Origin of the sequence: Mucilaginibacter sp. 22184 (assembly GCF_052045695.1) — a bacterium.
Lineage (GTDB): Bacteria > Bacteroidota > Bacteroidia > Sphingobacteriales > Sphingobacteriaceae > Mucilaginibacter.
Map to the genome: position 1 here is coordinate 340,895 of NZ_JBQEPI010000008.1, position 17,877 is coordinate 358,771.

17 protein-coding genes are annotated in these 17,877 nt (G+C 43.2%); 4 read left to right on the forward strand and 13 right to left on the reverse strand.

Annotated features, from left to right (window positions below; translation table 11 throughout):
- Window positions 1–69 precede the first annotated feature (69 nt).
- Window positions 70–1,806: a thiamine pyrophosphate-dependent enzyme gene (locus tag ACTJKG_RS19425; RefSeq protein WP_172338110.1), complete on the reverse strand. Its 1,737-nt coding sequence runs from the start codon at window positions 1,804–1,806 to the stop codon at window positions 70–72.
- A gap of 94 nt (window positions 1,807–1,900) precedes the next feature.
- Here ACTJKG_RS19425 and ACTJKG_RS19430 point away from each other — a divergent pair, with 94 nt between their 5' ends.
- Window positions 1,901–2,218, forward strand: coding sequence for a hypothetical protein (locus ACTJKG_RS19430; RefSeq protein ID WP_172338109.1), 318 nt, complete (start codon window positions 1,901–1,903; stop codon window positions 2,216–2,218).
- A 117-nt stretch (window positions 2,219–2,335) separates the two neighbouring features.
- On the opposite strand, the gene ACTJKG_RS19435 is transcribed toward ACTJKG_RS19430, so the two are convergent.
- The 4 genes from ACTJKG_RS19435 to ACTJKG_RS19450 all read right to left on the reverse strand — a co-directional run bounded on the left by ACTJKG_RS19435 (window position 2,336) and on the right by ACTJKG_RS19450 (window position 6,023).
- On the reverse strand, window positions 2,336–2,920 hold the full coding sequence (locus ACTJKG_RS19435; protein WP_440740177.1) for a hypothetical protein: 585 nt from the start codon (window positions 2,918–2,920) through the stop codon (window positions 2,336–2,338).
- A 315-nt stretch (window positions 2,921–3,235) separates the two neighbouring features.
- Complete coding sequence (locus tag ACTJKG_RS19440; RefSeq protein ID WP_172338107.1) at window positions 3,236–4,141, reverse strand: helix-turn-helix domain-containing protein; 906 nt, start codon at window positions 4,139–4,141, stop codon at window positions 3,236–3,238.
- A gap of 35 nt (window positions 4,142–4,176) precedes the next feature.
- Window positions 4,177–4,908 carry a LytR/AlgR family response regulator transcription factor gene (locus tag ACTJKG_RS19445; RefSeq protein ID WP_440740178.1) on the reverse strand — a complete coding sequence of 244 codons (732 nt, stop codon included), beginning with the start codon at window positions 4,906–4,908 and terminating at the stop codon, window positions 4,177–4,179.
- Entirely contained in the window at window positions 4,905–6,023 is a 1,119-nt protein-coding gene (locus tag ACTJKG_RS19450; RefSeq protein WP_440740179.1) for a sensor histidine kinase, read from the reverse strand. The genes ACTJKG_RS19445 and ACTJKG_RS19450 overlap by 4 nt, the downstream gene beginning before the upstream one ends.
- Before the next feature lie 235 nt (window positions 6,024–6,258).
- On the opposite strand from ACTJKG_RS19450, the gene ACTJKG_RS19455 reads away from it, so the two are divergent.
- A complete protein-coding gene (locus ACTJKG_RS19455; RefSeq protein ID WP_172338104.1) occupies window positions 6,259–6,564 on the forward strand; it encodes a hypothetical protein in 306 nt (101 codons plus the stop codon).
- Between the two features lie 126 nt (window positions 6,565–6,690).
- On the opposite strand, the gene ispG is transcribed toward ACTJKG_RS19455, so the two are convergent.
- The 3 genes from ispG to ACTJKG_RS19470 form a co-directional block, all read right to left on the reverse strand.
- Entirely contained in the window at window positions 6,691–8,736 is a 2,046-nt protein-coding gene (ispG, locus tag ACTJKG_RS19460) for a (E)-4-hydroxy-3-methylbut-2-enyl-diphosphate synthase (protein WP_172338103.1), read from the reverse strand.
- An 89-nt stretch (window positions 8,737–8,825) separates the two neighbouring features.
- Window positions 8,826–9,437: an RDD family protein gene (locus ACTJKG_RS19465; protein WP_172338102.1), complete on the reverse strand. Its 612-nt coding sequence runs from the start codon at window positions 9,435–9,437 to the stop codon at window positions 8,826–8,828.
- A 394-nt stretch (window positions 9,438–9,831) separates the two neighbouring features.
- Complete coding sequence (locus ACTJKG_RS19470) at window positions 9,832–10,839, reverse strand: MBL fold metallo-hydrolase (RefSeq protein ID WP_440740180.1); 1,008 nt, start codon at window positions 10,837–10,839, stop codon at window positions 9,832–9,834.
- Window positions 10,840–10,917: 78 nt separating this feature from the next.
- On the opposite strand from ACTJKG_RS19470, the gene ACTJKG_RS19475 reads away from it, so the two are divergent.
- A complete protein-coding gene (locus tag ACTJKG_RS19475) occupies window positions 10,918–11,280 on the forward strand; it encodes a hypothetical protein (RefSeq protein ID WP_440740181.1) in 363 nt (120 codons plus the stop codon).
- A gap of 108 nt (window positions 11,281–11,388) precedes the next feature.
- Here the strand turns inward: ACTJKG_RS19475 and ACTJKG_RS19480 are convergent, their stop codons facing one another.
- From ACTJKG_RS19480 to ACTJKG_RS19500, 5 genes are all read right to left on the reverse strand, one after another.
- Window positions 11,389–12,216, reverse strand: a complete 828-nt coding sequence (locus ACTJKG_RS19480; protein WP_440740182.1) for an alpha/beta hydrolase family protein — start codon at window positions 12,214–12,216, stop codon at window positions 11,389–11,391.
- 244 nt (window positions 12,217–12,460) lie between these two features.
- Window positions 12,461–12,943, reverse strand: a complete 483-nt coding sequence (locus ACTJKG_RS19485; RefSeq protein ID WP_440740183.1) for a hypothetical protein — start codon at window positions 12,941–12,943, stop codon at window positions 12,461–12,463.
- 214 nt (window positions 12,944–13,157) lie between these two features.
- Complete coding sequence (locus ACTJKG_RS19490; RefSeq protein WP_440740184.1) at window positions 13,158–13,955, reverse strand: TlpA family protein disulfide reductase; 798 nt, start codon at window positions 13,953–13,955, stop codon at window positions 13,158–13,160.
- A 109-nt stretch (window positions 13,956–14,064) separates the two neighbouring features.
- On the reverse strand, window positions 14,065–15,591 hold the full coding sequence (locus tag ACTJKG_RS19495; RefSeq protein ID WP_172338097.1) for a carbon-nitrogen hydrolase family protein: 1,527 nt from the start codon (window positions 15,589–15,591) through the stop codon (window positions 14,065–14,067).
- Window positions 15,592–15,840: 249 nt separating this feature from the next.
- Entirely contained in the window at window positions 15,841–16,215 is a 375-nt protein-coding gene (locus ACTJKG_RS19500) for a DoxX family protein (RefSeq protein ID WP_440740185.1), read from the reverse strand.
- A gap of 166 nt (window positions 16,216–16,381) precedes the next feature.
- Here ACTJKG_RS19500 and hemA point away from each other — a divergent pair, with 166 nt between their 5' ends.
- Window positions 16,382–17,611, forward strand: a complete 1,230-nt coding sequence (gene hemA, locus ACTJKG_RS19505) for a glutamyl-tRNA reductase (protein WP_172338095.1) — start codon at window positions 16,382–16,384, stop codon at window positions 17,609–17,611.
- Window positions 17,612–17,877: the final 266 nt, after the last annotated feature.

Genomic DNA, 17,877 nt, shown 5'->3' on the forward strand with positions numbered 1-17,877 from the left:
TTGCTTTTATTGGCATATCTATTTTAGACTTACGAAGTTTTTAAAACTTCGTAAGTCTTCGTCGGGGATCTACAACAAATCTTTCAAATGTTTATAATTTGATTTTACCGTATCCAACACTTCGTCCATATGGCCGTTGAGCATCAGCTTAGTCATGGATACGGCCATGCCTTTTACCTGTTCAAATTCAATTTTAGGCGGCATAGCCAGTGCATTCGGGTCGGTAAACACATTAACTAAGGCCGGGCCATCAAATGCCAAGGCCTCAGTGATAGCTTCCTTAACATCTTCGGGATGTTTCACATTAATACCTTTAATACCCATGGCTTGAGCCACTAAAGCAAAATCGGGATTGTACATATCTGTTTGCCAATCGGGCAGGCCGGCGACCTCCATTTCCAATTTAACCATGCCCAGGGAGCGGTTGTTAAAAACAATGATTTTAACCGGCAGTTTGTATTGAACGATGGTAGCCAGGTCGCCTAACAGCATTGATAGTCCGCCATCGCCGCAAAGCGCTATAACCTGCTGGCCCGGACGGGCAAGGGCTGCGCCAATGGCCTGTGGCATGGCATTAGCCATAGAGCCATGGTTAAAAGAACCTATCATTTTTCGCTTGCCTGTGGCATTAATATAACGGGAACCCCATACGCAGGACATGCCCGTATCCACCGTAAATATGGCATCGTCAGCAGCTATTTTATCCAGTACGCTGGCTACAAATTCAGGGTGTATCTTATCCTGTTCGCCGCTGTCTTCAACATAGGTTTGCATTTTGTTTTTTACATCGGCATATACTTTTAGCTGGGCTTTTAAAAAGCTGTCGTCTTGTTTCTGACTGATCAATGGTAGCAATGCGGTCAGTGTATCCTTGATATTTCCGCATAAACCAACATCAACCTTAGCCCTGCGGCCAATACGCTCCGGTTTGATGTCTACCTGTACAATTTTGCAATCGGTAGGCATAAATGGCGTATACGGAAAATCTGTACCCAACAATATCAACAAATTGCTTTCGTGCATGCTATGATAGGCCGATGGCAGACCTAAAAGACCGGTCATACCCACTTCGTTAGGATTATCATATTGAATATCCATTTTGGCCCGGAAAGAGTAAGCTACTGTAGCATGAAGTTTCTGGGATAAGGCTACCACTTCGTCATGTGCTTCGGCGGCACCTATACCACAAAAAATGGTGATTTTTTGATGATGATTAATCAATGCAGATAGCTTTTGCAGATCAGTATCTGATGGTCTGATCACCGGAGCTGGATTAAAGTTTTGGGTAGATGTATTGATCTCCACAGCATCCATGCTCGTAACATCGCCGGGTAAACCAATTACGGCCACTCCTTTTTGATGCAGGGCACTTTGTATGCCAGCCTGTAACATGCGCGGCAACTGCCTGGGCGTTGCAGCCACCTGGTTGTAATAGCTGCAATCATCAAACAGTTTGATGGTATTGGTTTCCTGGAAATAATCGGTGCCGAATTCAAAACTGGCTATGGTTGATGCAATAGCGATAACCGGTGCGCCAGACCGGTGCGCATCATACAAACCATTAATGAGGTGTACGTGCCCCGGGCCACTGCTGCCCGCGCAACATGCAAGACCATTCAACTGTGCTTCGGCGCCTGCGGCGTAGGCACCAACTTCCTCATGACGCACATGTATCCATTGTATGTTATCCGCCCGCCGTACGGCATCATTTACTTCGTTAAGGCTATCGCCGGTAACAGCATATATTCTTTTGATGCCCGCGCTTGCCAGCATTTCTACCAGTTGGTCTGCAACGTTTTTTGCCATGGTTAGGTTGATTTATGTTTTGATATTTATAAAGCTAACCATCGAATATGATGTGGGTTTTAAAAATTGTAAATTGCTGTAAAATATGACAATTATGGGGCGAATAGTTATTGTGGCTTATAAACCAAAACCAGGAAAAGCAGATGCCTTAAAGCAGCTCACCAAAACCCATGTACCCCGACTTAAACAGGAGGGATTGGTAACGGATCGGCAGCCCATTATTATGGAAACCGCTGATGGTACCATTATTGAAGTTTTTGAATGGTTGAGCGCCGAGGCTATTGATCAGGCTCATCACAGCAAAGCTGTTCATGCAATGTGGGGTGAGTTTGCAGCCGTTTGTGATTATGTAAGCCTGAATAGTTTGAATGAGACAGCAAACGTGTTTGCTGAATTTACTCCGGTGAATTAAACACCAGAATAGCTAAAACATAAAACAAAACAGGCAGACTTCAAAATGAGTCTGCCTGTTTTTACGGATTAATTGTATATAGAGAAGCCGCAAACCGGCTGTTGTTTTTGGTATTGATTAGAGGTTGAATGCGTAGGCAACTCTCAGACCAATAAAATTGCTGGTGCTGCCATTAGTATAAAATTTACTGTTACTTTCAAATCTTACACCTGCGTCGATATAATTTTTGCGACCTACATTAAATAATACGCCTACTTGCGGCGCGTAAACAAACGCTGCTGATTTGGTTACACCAAGGTCTGTTTTATTGGCAATGAATGATGCGCCGGCTTCGCCCTGGATATAGAAGTTTTTAACAGGGAAATATTTCAAACCTGCCTTAACAGGGATTAATTGAATGTCAGGAGCATTGGTAACATCATCGGCATAAATGTTGTTGAAACCAGTGTTTAAAGTAACATATAATTGTCTGTCAATCACCGGAAAATCGGCTTGTAACGAACCTCCGAAGTTAAGGTTATAGTTATTGTTGAGTTTGCCCAAAGGCAGGCCTGATTCAATACCGGCACTTAAACGGATGCCTGAACCAACGGAAGTAGTTTTTGGTGTTACAGGAGTATTGATATCCTGTGCTTTAATATTTAAAGAGATAACAGATAACAATGAAAATATTAAAACACTGAGTTTAATGGAAGTTTTCATGATCGTGTAGGTTATAGTATAGTTTTGTTATATATGGTAAAATTTTTAGTGATCGCCCCGAAGGTGATTATCTGTAAATGATAGTTAAAATTTGAAAGGTGCCCCAGTATACTTGAAGTAATCTGCCTTTTAGTAAGTTTAAGTTTTCCTTTTTCATGACCGTTGTTGTTGATTGACATGTCAAAGGTACTGCCTGTACGAAGGCACATCAATCCCAATAAATCGGATTTAACAACCAATTTTTCCGATAGACAGAAAATACCGTCAGGCAATAGTCATAACGGGGATTTTGGAGGGGGCAAAGGGAGGATTTCTTTATTGTACCTGCTTAAGTTCCGAGGGATTATATCCGGCAAAGCGTTTAAAAAAGCGGCTGAAATGCGAGCTGTTATCAAAGTTAAGCCGTTCAGAAATTTCTTTTATACTAAGACCTGATGAGGATAGCAAGTATTGTGCTTCCAGGTACAGGCGGTTATGGATAACATGCAGGGCATTTTGACCGGTTTCGCCTTTTACTATTTCGGTTAAATACTTGGCCGATATGAAGAGCTCGTCGGCATACTCCTGTACGGTTTTTAGGGCCAGAAATTTCTCCTCAACCAGTTTTTTGAATTTGTATACCAGTTGATATTGTTTGCTCAGATGCCTGGTTGAATGGAGCAGACAACTTTCGCAGGCCCGGTTCATTTCATACAATAGATCAACCACAAGCAGGCGTAAGATCTGCAGGTGGAAAGCTCCTTTTTCACGGCTTTCATCACTCATCTTTTCGTAAAGCGCCTTTAATGATGTCACACTTTTTTGTGACAGCCCATAAATTGGCGGATAGTCTGGATTTACCTCCAGCAGGTTATCCACAATATTTTCTTTCAGGAAATTGTGGGTCAGAAAATCCTTTTTAAACAATACCTGGTACAGGAGCAGATCGTCGGTAGCATCTTCAAAAGAAGTAATAAAAGCAGGTGATACCAGGTGTATGGAGTTTGGATAAACCTCAAAAACAAAATGACCAACTGTTTTTTTACAGCTGCCGCTCAGACATAAAATAACCGAGTAATAATCTGTTTTAACGGGTAAGCCATGTTTTAAGTCATGTTCATTACCCAATATGGCGAAATTATCCTGGTTCCAGTTATCGTGAATAATACCAAAATCAGGGTTGGCGTTGGTATATCGTTGAAGTGTGGCAGGAATATCTAAAACAGCTATTTTATTACTCATGTACCTCAAAGATAATGCAAAATTATTGACACCTATCAGTCAAACTGCAGTCGTTCGGCTTTCAGCTTTTTTTGAACATCCTGTTTGTAATTACGACCAATTGGTAACTCATGCCCGGCAACCTCAATGCTATAGGAGTAAAAAGAATCTATTTTAGCCAGGGCCACAATGAACGACCTGTGAATACGTACAAACCTGTTTTCGGGCAACATTTCTTCCAGTATGCTGATCTTTTGCCGGGCGATATATACCTGATCTTTGATCACCACTTTTACATAATCACGCAGGCTTTCTATCCACAAAATATCATTTACATTTACCTTAACCGTTTTACGCTCTACTTTGAGATAGATGAATGTTTCATGATCACTTGCCGGAGCTTCGTGGATGATTACCGGATTATGCCTGCTTTCTGCCAGCTGATAAATCTTATCAACGGCACGCAAAAAACGTTCGAATGAAATGGGTTTCAACAGGTAATCAACCGCGTTTAGTTCAAAGCCTTCCAGGGCGTATTCACTATAAGCGGTGGTGAAAATTACCCTGGGAGGGTTTTTGAGGCTCCGGAGCAGATCGGTTCCTTTAATACCGGGCATTTGAATATCCAGAAACATCAGGTCTACCTGTTTTTGCTGCAGCAACTGAAAAGCCTGTATGGCATCCGAGCATTTGCCTATGAGTTCCATTTGGTTAAACTGGGCCAGGTATTTCTCCAATACAGCTATGGCATGAGGCTCATCATCAACTATGAGTGTCCGGATCTTCATGCGCTTACCAATTGTTTTTCAATGTGTTTAACTACATGTAGCTCCATATCGAGCACAATCAGAAAGGTATCATCCTCATTCATGATCTTTAGCTTTGAGGTGGCAGGATAAAGCAGATCGAGGCGTTTCATTACATTTTTCAGGCCGATATGCCCGCGGATATCTTCTTCGTTTTCTTCAGGCTGATGCTCGGGTTTGTTATTGGCTACTTTTAGCTTAAAGCGGTTCCCTGTCACATGTACATTAATGTTTATCCAAACCTGCCCGGTTTTTTCGCTGGTGCCATGTTTAAAGGCATTTTCGATAAACGGAAGAATCAGTAATGGTGCTATCAGTTTATTTCTCAGGTCGCCGGTAACGGTAAAGTTAATATCGATACGGTCTTCATAACGTAGTTTTTCCAGCTTTACGTATTGCTGCATCATCAATATCTCCCGCTCAAGTGGTACTTCATCGGCATTACATTCATAAAGCATATATCGCAAAATATCGGATAAGCCTAATATCATTTGGGGTGACTTGGGCGATTGATCCAGACTCAACGCATACAAATTATTTAGTGTGTTAAACAAAAAGTGTGGATGTACTTGAGCTTTCAAGGCGCTTAGTTCGGCCTCCAGAGAGGCTTGTTTGCGTTCATACCACATCTTAAATAATTTAATGGCCAGTACAAATCCAATAATAAGATTTACACCTTTAAAAGAATTTACGAGATTTTCTATATCAAATAGTTTGGTAAAAAAAGGCAGCCGATCATACTGTATATAGCCCTGAAAAGTAACCGGCATTACCCGCACTAAATACGGATGCACGAACAATAAGCCTACAGATCGTGTTGCTAACGTTGAAATAACAACCAATAGCAACAGCAGAAACGTGAACATCAAGTACCGGTTAACAAACAAGTAGCGGGGAATTACCCAATAGGCTATTGCATAATAATAAGCAATCTGAACTGGCATAAAAACCATATTGTTTCTTAATGATACTTCAAAATTGGTTTGAACCGAGTACATACTGGCTATCAGAAGGTAACCCACACTCCAAAACAACAGGTGTTGGTAAACCCTTGGTATCTTGATGTTTTGCAGCCGGATATCGAGCCTGTTGTTCATAAAGCTAATTTACCTGATAGCGGTCAAAAGATGGAAAATCTTTTATTCAAATGCGATAAAATGCACACTTTCATCGACATACGACAGAAAAAGATTTGGTACGACTAATTATTTTTGACCAATGTTGATGGCGTTACAATAAATGCAGTTGGTATGCAATCTACAGCTGAATAACAACGTTGCTTTTTAATGATATCCGGCCCGCTTAGTTTTGATAATTAAATAGAAACGGGCCATGAAAAAAATAATGTTAACAGCATTGATCCTGATAAGCGCTGTATGCAGCCAGGCTCAAACAAAAGTACCAGAACGTGGTTTCTGGGTGGTAGAAAGTAACGCGAATCAGCCTAAGGCACAAACCATCCGGTTTTATACCGATGACGCGAAGCTGATCTATGAAGAAACCATCAACACGAAACTGAATTTAAAACGTGAAAAAACACGATTGGCTTTAAATCAGCTATCGAACAAGTTGAATGAGGGTAAAGACAATCCTGAAAACAAAAAGCTGATCGCGCTTGCCTTCAATTTAAACCGATAAAAGATCTTTTTTAATTATACTTTGAACAAGGGTTGGCGCGAGGTCAGCCCTGTTCTGTTTAAAAGAGAAAGTATCAAGACATTAGTATCAAGTATCAAGATCCTTTTCAGCTATTGACTTTAATTGCTAATTAACCTCCTGCTCTACCCAGTTGCCATCTTCTTTGATAATGCCAATGAGTTCATCGAGCGCGTTAGCTGAGCTGATGTTTTTCTTCACCGCTTCCTTACCGCGATATAAAGTTACCTTATCGGTACCGGAACCTACGTAGCCATAATCGGCATCGGCCATTTCGCCCGGGCCGTTCACAATGCAACCCATAATGCCAATTTTAAGTCCTTTAAGATGGCTGGTACGGCTGCGGATCATCTGGGTGGTTACCATCAGATCAAACAGGGTACGGCCGCAGCTTGGGCATGATATATACTCTGTTTTAGAGATCCTGGAACGGGTAGCCTGTAAAATACCAAAGGCTGTTGAAGTAATAACGTTAGCCGATAACTCAGGAGCGTCTATCCAGATACCATCACCAAACCCATCAACCAGCAAGGCCCCCAGATCTGTAGCAGCGTATAGTTGGAGTTTAGTGGTTAAGTCTGTTTGTCCATGGTCCATGGTCGATGGTCCATGGTCTTTTTCAAACTCATAACTTCTTTTAACGATCACCGGAATCTCCAGGCCAAGTTCTTCCAACTTAAAGAAGAAGCCGCGCTGATCGGCCATACCGTGCAGAGCATCGGTTTCCAATACAAATACCAGTGAATTATCAAAAGGTAATGAACCAAACTCATCCGAATCCATATCGGCAGGCAATATCCTTACCAGGTTTAATTTGGATGATCGATCAGTATCCTGTGCGATATACTCTACCAGGGAAAATACCGGGTGGCAATTGGTTTTATCAACCAGTTTCTGCCAGGTGTTATAATTGTAAAGCTGTTTTAAGTTGCTTGGGAACACAAACGAAGGCAGCTCATCGGCCAGGTAAACAAAATCAACCGACTGCTCGGCCATGTTATATTTATCCAACAAGGGCGAATACAGATAACCAGCATCCTTCAAAACAGCCGGATCTTTAAGGTTTTTGGCTGAAAGATCAACCACTACCCTGGGTACCATGTGCCCGCCTATAAACGCGTTGGCCTCATAAGTATGGCGTTTTTTATACTCGTAGGGGGAGTGACTGGTGAGTGGTGAGTGGTGAGTAGTGAGTGAAGTGCTCTCTGCTTCTGTGTTTTGACTTTTGACTTTTGATTTTTGGCTTCTTTCCGTATATCGGCGTACCAGTTCAATGGCAACAGGAGCTTCTGCTTCAGGTTCCTCGGTGAGAGAAACACGTACCGTATCGCCCAGACCATCTTCTAACAAGGTGCCGATACCTACAGCCGATTTGATACGGCCATCTTCGCCATCGCCGGCTTCGGTAACGCCCAGATGCAGGGGATAGTTCATGCCCTCGGCCACCATGGTATCTACCAGCAAGCGATAAGCCTGTACCATTACCTGCGGGTTGCTCGATTTCATGGAGATTACCAGGTTATAATAGTTCAGCGTTTCGCACATCCGCATAAACTCCATAGCCGACTCCACCATGCCCTGCGGGGTATCGCCGTAACGGCTCATGATCCGGTCGCTCAGCGAGCCGTGATTGGTGCCAATGCGCATGGCGGTACCATACTCCTTGCAGATATTAACCAGGGGAGTAAATTTTTTGTAGATGCGTTCCAGTTCGCCCTGGTATTCCTGATCGGTATAATCTATCTGATCAAATTTCTTTTTGTCGGCGTAATTGCCTGGGTTTACCCTTACTTTTTCTACAATGCGTGCGGCCACTTCGGCGGCGTTGGGGGTAAAATGTATATCGGCCACCAGCGGAACGTTATAACCACGCTGGCGAAGCTGTTTCTTGATCTCGGCCAGGTTTTGTGCCTCTTTGATGCTGGGCGCGGTGATGCGCACATACTCACAGCCGGCATCAACCATACGGATGGATTGCTCAACGGTACCAAGGGTATCCATGGTATCTGTAGTGGTCATGCTTTGTATACGGATTGGGTTATTGCCACCCAGGGGCACATCACCAATATTTACTTCGCGGGTAACAAAACGAGAATATTCGGTGAGCGAATTACAATAACGGCCTTGCAGCACTTTAACGGCATCAGTATTCATGCAGTGGATGAATTAATAAGATGCAAATTTAATGAATATAGTCGAATAGCTATTTAAATTTCTGTAAGCGTTTCTTTTACATCATTGCCTTAAAATAACCTTTCTTTGATCACCAGGGTATTGGCTAGCATATCATGCAGGCATTGTTGTTTTTTGTTAAAGAAGGCTATTACATAACCCAAACAAAAGGGCAGGGCAGAAAGCAGCTTGAGCAAGTTGCGGCTAATGGCTTTGCCTGTACTGATGCGATCGCCGTTCATATCTACTACCTTGATTTTGAGCATCTGTTTGCCGTAGGTAGCTTGTTTAACCGAGCTTTCCATCACAATGTGATAGATAATTTTAGCCAGCGGGATAACGCCCAAAATACCGAAGGACACCATAATACGTGTTTCTTTATCCTGTATAAACAGCAGTACCACCACAAAGGCAATAATCACAAATACCGCGAAAAGCATAAACCAATCCAGCACCGAGGCCAGCAGGCGCTGATCAAAACTGCCATAATATTGCATAAGCATCGGCGGTTTGGCAAAACCGAAAAGTGCACGCAGCTCGGCAATTTCCTGCGCCTCTTTATAATCATCCATTTCAGGGGTTTTTACAAAATCGCCGGGCTTTAGTTTACGGTTTTTTAACTCCTCAATGCTAAAAGGGCCTTGTGGTTTACCTTCAATTACCAAGATATAATTTTGATTCATTGATCGGGATTTTTGTGAAGCGTTTACTTTTGTTTGATCGTCGCAGACGCCCGACGTTACTTTGTTTGATGGAAAAACTTTTTAAACCTCAAATTTTAACACTTTTTTAGCCAAAAACAGGGTGAAATGGAGTGGCTTTTGCTCATTTTAACTAAACTTTAACGCCATTTTAACACTTTTTAACAAATTTTTGACGGGTTTTGAAAGGTTTAAAAAGTATTAATTTATTGATGCTCAAGTGGCGACATACCAAACGGTCGGTTTTTGTGCCTTGTGGTTCTTTAACAAAACAGCCCGGTTTTCTGGTTTAGAGAAGCCCGGGCTGTTGCGTGTATAAATATACGAAAAATTATGCAGAGGATGACAATCTTTTTGCCATGCCCATGATCTATCACTATGAACTTTGCGACAAATACGGTTTCCACCAGTTGGAGTTATACTCGGCTTTTACCTCCGTAGGTTCGCCGGGTTTGGGGACAAACAGGTTGATGTTTTTATCTTTTGCCAGGTCGGTTAGCCGTTCAATGGGTTCGTACCAGGCATGCGGGGCCAGGCTAAAGGTGCCATAATGTACGGGCATCATCAGTTTGCCTTTGAGGGCCAGGTGCGCGTTGGAGGCATGATCGGGGCCCATGTGTATATCGGGCCAGTATTTGCCATAAGCGCCAATTTCCAGTATGGTTAAGTCAAACGGGCCAAAGGCTTCACCGATCTCCGCGAAACTGGGCGACCAGCCCGAATCGGCACCAAAATAAATATTGTGTTTGGGGCCTTTGATCACGAATGATGACCACAGGGTTTCATTACGCCCGGTAATGCCCCGGCCAGAGAAATGGCGTGCTGGTGTAGCTGTAACCACCAGATCGTTGCCGATGACCACGCTATTGCCCCAATCCATTTCGGTGATGCGATCTGCATTAATGCCCCATTTACGCAGGTGTTGCCCTACGCCTATGGAGCAATAAAAGGGAACGGTAGCTTCTGCGAAAAATTGAATAGTATCCTTATCCAGATGGTCATAATGATCATGAGATATGATGACGGCATCCAGCGAGGGTAATTTACTTAATGAAAGTGGTGGTTGAAAAAAGCGTTTAGGGCCGATGTATTTGGAAAAGGAAACACGATGGCCCCAAACCGGATCGGTAAGGATACGTTTGCCGTCAATCTCGATCAGTATGCTGGTATGGCCTATCCAGGTAATGCGCAAACCGCTGGCCGGTGGGTTTTGGTAAATGGCAGTATCGGTTTTAAACGGGCCAAGCGTTTTGAGGGGGATCCGCTCGGCCTTGTTATTGATGTATTCGCCCAGTATCGGGAGTATTTTACCAAAGCCGCCTTCGTCGGTTGGTATAACGTTAATATATTTTTTTCCTTCTTTTCGTGATCCTTCTAAACTCATGGTAAGCTAATAGTATTTTGGTTTAAGATAAGGCTAAGTGTTTAAAGTTACGGTAATGGGGTGTTTATTGACGAAGGAATGACGTTTGGGTATGGCGCAGACCCGCTCTTGGCCGCGGGAGGGCCAGTCACTTTTGTCGCCACAAAAGTAACCAAAAAGGCTGTCACCAGAAATGCTTCTTTGCCGCACAGGGCCTTTACCCTGCAAACCGGACAGAACCAGGGCTGCAATTATTTTGCCCCACTTCGTTCCCTCATTTTCCTGCGCTTCAGCAAAAACTTGCTATGCCCCGCATCCGCACAGGCCACCATTGTTCTGCCCGCTTTCGCCCGAAGCTGTTCTGTTGACGGGGAAGAAGAAGGGTGGTTTTTACAATATGTTTGTCATGCTGAACGAAGTGAAGCATCTATTAAGCGATATGCCTGTTTGCCAATGTGTTAATAGATCCTTCGTCCCTCAGGATGACAAACTAAATTACTCGAATAATAAAGAAATCAAGCTAATACCAAAATCCTAAAAATCATGGTTCAGACAAAATTCAATAATTCACTAATTAAAAAAGGCTATCGTCCTGTCGCAAAACTCCTGTAGGGCGGCGGGTATCGTATCGCCGGTATAAGGGTGTGTGGCGCCTAAAACATGGTCGCCACCTTTGATGATCACGAATTCGGCATTGGGTTGGGCGGTATGCAGTTCTTTGGCATGATCAAGCGGTACGGTTGGGTCGATGTCGCCGTGTACCAGCAGCCAGGGTTGTTGTACTTCGGCGGCTTTGGCGGGGATATCCAGGCGAAGCGGATGTTTGTCCAGATCATCCAATAGGGTTGATTTGAGGGGCATTTGCTGACCGGTGCGCGAATTGTGCATATAAATAACGCCTTGCAGGTACCACTGGGCTTCGCTTTGTTTTGGCCACAGATTACGGAAACCTGATATAGAGGCCAGGGTGACCAGTTTTTTGATGCGGCTGTCTTCGGCAGATTTAATGATACTAATGCCGCCCCCCATGCTGTGGCCTATTAAAAATACGCCGTTAGCTGCCGCCATGCCCGAGCCACTACAGGCAAAATCAATAATAGTATCCAGGTCTTCCAGCTCAATGGAAAAGGTGTTATCGCTGAAGGCTATGAGATCGGCAAAATCGGTAGGATGATCGGGCGTGGTGCCATTATGCGAAAAGTTGAACTTGAGGTACCGGAAACCGTTCCGGGCGAAATGATCTGCCACGAGGTTATGCGTGCCCCAATCCTTAAACCCTTTAAACCCATGCGCGAAGATTACAATCGGCGCGTTTTTCAGCGCATCGTCATACGTTACATCTATCAACATCGGGCGACCCTTAGCGCCGGGCAGGGTATAGTTATCTTTACGGATCATGGGGCGAAAATTACACTTTTTTGGTGTGAATTGGTTGATGCACACGCGGTGTGGATGCATCTGATTAGAGAAGATGATGCAACTTTTTTATCCTTCGGCTGCCGCGGGCTTTCAGTCCGTGGTAAACATGGCTTCAGCTTTCAGCTGAACTATAAAGCTGAAAGCTTTAATCATGATCTTCACGAGATACGCTGCGCTAATCTCGCGAGAGCGAAAAGCGGGGCTATATAAAAGTTTTGCAAGTTTATAAATTACTAGTTGGCAGGTATGGAGTTATTGCATGGTAATATTTATGTTGATCCCATGGAAATTGTTGTTGTGAAAGCTGGGTATCAGTTAAAAATTCATTAAGGGAAATACCTTTTGTATGACCATAATTTTCATTATAATCAAATATTAAATCTACATCACCATTGTTTTTATAAGTAAACTCTAAAAGTAAATCATCATTTGGGTTCTCAAATTGATTACCGTAGTAATTTTTAAATGCCCCCTCCTCAAGTTGGTTTGTAACTAAATCAAAGGAACAGGAAAAAATTAGTCTACTTTGATTATCGTACACTTCCTTGCCTTTAAAATATAGGCGACCTTCTTTAGAATAACTCTCCCAATCCCATAAATTAAATCCATTGGTTTCCTGCTTATTAAAATATACAATACAACTTGTATTATCAGTAACATCACAATTCTGTTGTAGGATGATATCCTTATCTTCTGTTTCATCCATGAAATACCGAACGGTTCTATAATTTATATTTTTGCTTTGTTCATAGGATTCAATTATCTTAAGACTACCTGAAATATAGGTTAGTTTGTTATAGTTAGTCAATGAATTTAGTTGTTGAGGCGTAATTATACTTCCCAATTCGTTTGTGTATGTAATTTGCATATTCATTCAGCCTGTGGCTGGTGTTATCACCACACCACTATTACAGTGCTTATCATTTCAAAACCTCATTAATAGTCTTTTTCATCCAGTAAGGTGAGTTTGCGGCGAAACTTACCGTATGGAAGGCTACTTTGCCTTCCTTATCCAGTATCACGCTGGTGGGGTAAAGGTGTATTTTATAAATATCGGCAATAGAACGGCCGTCGTCGATAATTTCAAAATTGAAAGGGTTTGTTTTCATGAAAGTCCGGATATCCCATCGTTGATCTAAGGCTACGGCTAAAAAAACAACATTAGGGTTATCTTTATATAGTTCAACCAATTTGTTTAACTCGGGTATTTCTGCCCGGCAAGGCGGACAGCCAATAAACCAAAAGTTCAGCATCACTACTTTACCACGCAAGTCTTTGAGTTTTACTTTTTTGCCATTCATGTCATGTGTGCTGAACGATTCGATCTCCTGGCCTATAGTGAAATTCTCCGACTCCATGGGTTTGGGATATGATGCCATACGCCGTTCTTCTGCTTCCTCAGGCGAAAGATTTTTTTGACCGGCAGGAATCGTATTGCCCGTATTTGCAGTTGAACGATATTGAGGAGGTGTATAGCCTTTTTTTAAAATGGTAAACGCGGTATTGGCATTGTTCACGTCATCCGGCCACAAAACATATTCCCTTGTGCGGCTTAAGGCACTCCACTCATTAAAAGTAAGCGTTTTCCCGGTAGAGTCTTTTACCACCGAATGTGCATCTATGCTAAACCGGTGCGTAGCCGCTTTTTTTACCGTGTCCTGTGCACGGGCTACAAAGCCGGCAATGATAAACAGGAATAGCACACAAATATTTTTCATAGGTATGATAACAGGTTTAGGTTTCATTATTTCAACAAGTATTTAACTGGCGTTGAATGTAAATATTATTTATATAAGTAGCATTCTGTGGGTTAAATATTTCGACGAACTACACCTTTTTGCCGTTAAAAGTAATGTTGTACAGATCTGTCCGGCGATCCTTGATGTTTTGTACGCTGCCGTATTCATGCAGTTCATCCAGCAACGACAGATCTACATCGGCAATCACGATCATCTCGGTATTGGGTGTAGCTTCTGACTGGATACCATTGGTAGGGAAACCAAAGTCCGAAGGTGTAAATACTGCCGATTGCGCGTAGCTGATGCCCATATTGTTTACATTGGGCAAATTGCCCACACAGCCGGCAATGGCTACATAACATTCGTTCTCTACAGCGCGGGCCTGGGCACAAAATTTTACCCGGTTGTAGCCATTCTGTGTATCGGTGAGGAAAGGTACAAACAATATCTGCATGTCCTGGCTGGCCAGGATGCGTGATAGTTCGGGGAACTCCACATCATAACAAATCAGGATGCCTACTTTACCGGCATCGGTTTCAAATACTTTTACTTCATCGCCGCCGCGCATACCCCAGGAGCTGATCTCGGCCGGGGTAGGGTGTATCTTGTAAACCTCTTCCATGCTGCCGTTGCGCCTGAACAGGTAGGATACATTGTACAGCGAATCCTCAAAAATAACCGGCATGCTGCCGGCAATAATATTTACGTTGTAGGATACCGCCAGTTTGGAAAACTCTTCGATAATGGGTTGTGTGTACTTGGCCAGTTCGCGCATGGCCTTGGCCGAATCCATGTGGTTATAATCGGCCATCAGCGGGGTGTTGAACAACTCGGGAAACAGGATAAAATCGGCCTGGTAATCGCTCACCGCGTCAACAAAATACTCGGCATGTTTAAGCAGTTCGCTGATGTTATTATAACTACGCATTTGCCATTGTACCAAACCTATGCGTACCACGGTTTTTTGGTTGATGGCCGTGCTGATCTCCTCGTAATACACATTGTTCCACTCAATAAGGGTAGCAAAACCTTTGGAGCGGCTATCCTCGGGCAGGTAATTACGCAGCACCTTACGTACGTGAAAATCATTGGCCAACTGAAACGACAGGGTAGGGTCATAGATCTCTTTGTACTTTACTTTATCGATATATTGCCGGGGCGTCAGATCATTCTGGTATTTCTGATAATTAGGAATACGGCCACCGGCGATGATGCTTTTCAGGTTCAGCTTTTCGCAAAGGGCCTTACGGGCTTCATATAACCGACGGGCCAGGCGCAGGCCGCGATAATTAGGGTGGATAAAAATGTCGATTCCATACAATACATCGCCTTTGTCGGTATGGGTTTTAAAAGTGCTGTCGCCGGTTATTTGTTTGTAAGTATGGTTATCGCCGAATTTTTGATAGTCGACAATGATAGACAGCGCGCAGCCTACCACCACATCATTCACGGTGATACAGATCTGGCCTTCGGGGAAAAGTTTAATGAGCCTTTTGATGGAATTGGCATCCCAATAGTCCTCATCCATATCCATGTAGGCCGATTTCATCGACTTTTTAAGCTCCTGGTAGTCCTGTACTTCCAGGTTACGCATTTCGACACTTTGCAGATCCATAGGTTGTTTTTATGTGGTGTTCTTAATGTTAGTCCATCAATGCCGGTGACAACTCACCCGCTGACGCTTCTTCACACGTCATTGCGTAGCGTGGACAACCGACCAGAGGGAGCTCATTAATTCCTTTAAAAGACAATTAACAATATTAATAATCCCCGATATGCAGGTCCGCTCTGTAAGTAGGGGATTGCCACGCTAAGCTCGCAATGACGTTATTTTTTTATATATTTCTACCCTCTTGTTTCACAACTACGATTTAGTATACCACCATGCCCAGGCTATCAGCACCGGCTGCAATGCCAGGCGTATCCAGGCCAATAGTGGAGTTACGGTCAATTTACCCAATCTTAAAGGTGCATCACTGATCATGCTGATGTGTACCGGTAAAAAAGCAATCAGCATTAATATTATAGTATAAGCCGCCATAGGTCTGGTTTGTGTAGGGATAAGCAGCAGGCCAAGCAATATTTCGGCAGCGCCCGCTACTATATTAATCGCTACCGGGTAGGGCAAATAATGCGGAATGATGCGATAATATGATGTTGGATTGATAAAATGATTGATACCTGCAAGCATATAGCCAATTACCAGTATAACCAGGCTTATATTTTTGATGAGATGCATTATGTAATATACATTATTTTGCTAAATATTGTTTTAAGCAGTTTTAATGTGGTGTTACGGTCAAAATACGTAATTTATAAACATTCTAAATAGCCCTGTATGACAAAGTATTGACACGGGATGTCATTTATAGTGATATTTTTGTTCGGTCAAATTTAAAACTGCTTTGAAGTACTTAAAGGTTATTGCTTTTACACACAAACAGATTGAACTGAAGGAATTAGGTAGATTGGTGGTTTGCCAGGAAAATCTGACAGAAAAACTTCAACAGGTAAAAACTCAATTTGGGATTCCGGAGATATTTTATCTGGCTACGTGCAACCGTGTTGAGTTTGTGATGACAACCCCCCATAAGGTTGATAAGGATTTTGCCCGTAAATTTATCGAGTCGTTTAATACCGAATTGTGTGATCATTCTTTAAGTACCTTCATGGAAAGCGCTTCTATCTATGAAGATCAGGAGGCGATGGTGCATCTTTTACGTACATCATGCTCATTGGAAAGTTTGATAGTTGGCGAAAAGGAGATTTTAGCCCAGCTGCGCAAAGCTTATGAGCATTGTAAAGAGGCAGGTCTTACTGCTGATAGTTTACGCATGGTGATGAACTGTGTGGTTAAAACAGCTAAGGAGGTTTACACGCATACCAACATTTCCAAAAATCCCATTTCGGTAGTATCATTGGCTTACCGCAAACTGCGCGACCTTAACCTGTGTGCCAGCGATGCCCGTGTACTGATCATCGGTGCAGGCGAAACCAACCGTAATATTTCCAAGTATCTTAAAAAACATAAGTTCACCAATTTCGCGGTATTTAACCGTACCCTGTCAAAAGCTGCCGAGCTGGCCGCCGACCTGGGTGGTGAGGCATTTGACCTGGAAGCCTTAAAAACATACAAAAAGGGTTTTGACGTGATCATCACCTGTACATCGGCGGTGGAGCCTATCATCACTACCGAAATATACCAATCGCTGCTTAACGGCGAAACCGGTCGTAAAACTATTGTGGATCTGGCTATTCCTAATGACACCGCTCCCGAGGTATTGGAGCAGTTCCCGGTGAACTTTATCGAAGTACACTCGCTTAACGAGGTTGCCAAACGTAACCTGCAGGAGCGCTACCAGGAACTGGTACATGCCGAAGCTATTATTGAGCAAAACATCGCCGAGTTTTTAACCCAGTTAAAACAACGCCGTATTGAAGTAGCTATGCGCCAGGTGCCCGAAAAGATCAAAGAGATCCGCAACACGGCTATCAACTCGGTTTTTGCCGATGAGGTACAGGGCCTGGATGATCAATCGCGCGAGATACTGGAAAAGGTGATCAATTATATGGAGAAAAAATATATCAGCGTGCCCATGATCATGGCTAAAGATATATTGATCAACGAAAATTAATCTTCTTTATTTTTTATAATTATGTCATTGCGAGCGTAGCGCGGCAATCTCCTCATTTAGGCGTATACCCGCTCTTGACCGCAGGAGGGCCAGTCACTTTTGTCGCCACAAAAGTAACCAAAAAGGCTGTCAGCAGAAATGCTTCTTTGCGCTCCCGGCCTTTACCCTGCAAAGCAGTCAGAACCACGGGCTGCAATTATTTTGCCCAACTTCGTTCGCACATTTCCCTACGTTTCAGCAAAAACTTGCTATGCCCCGCAACCGCA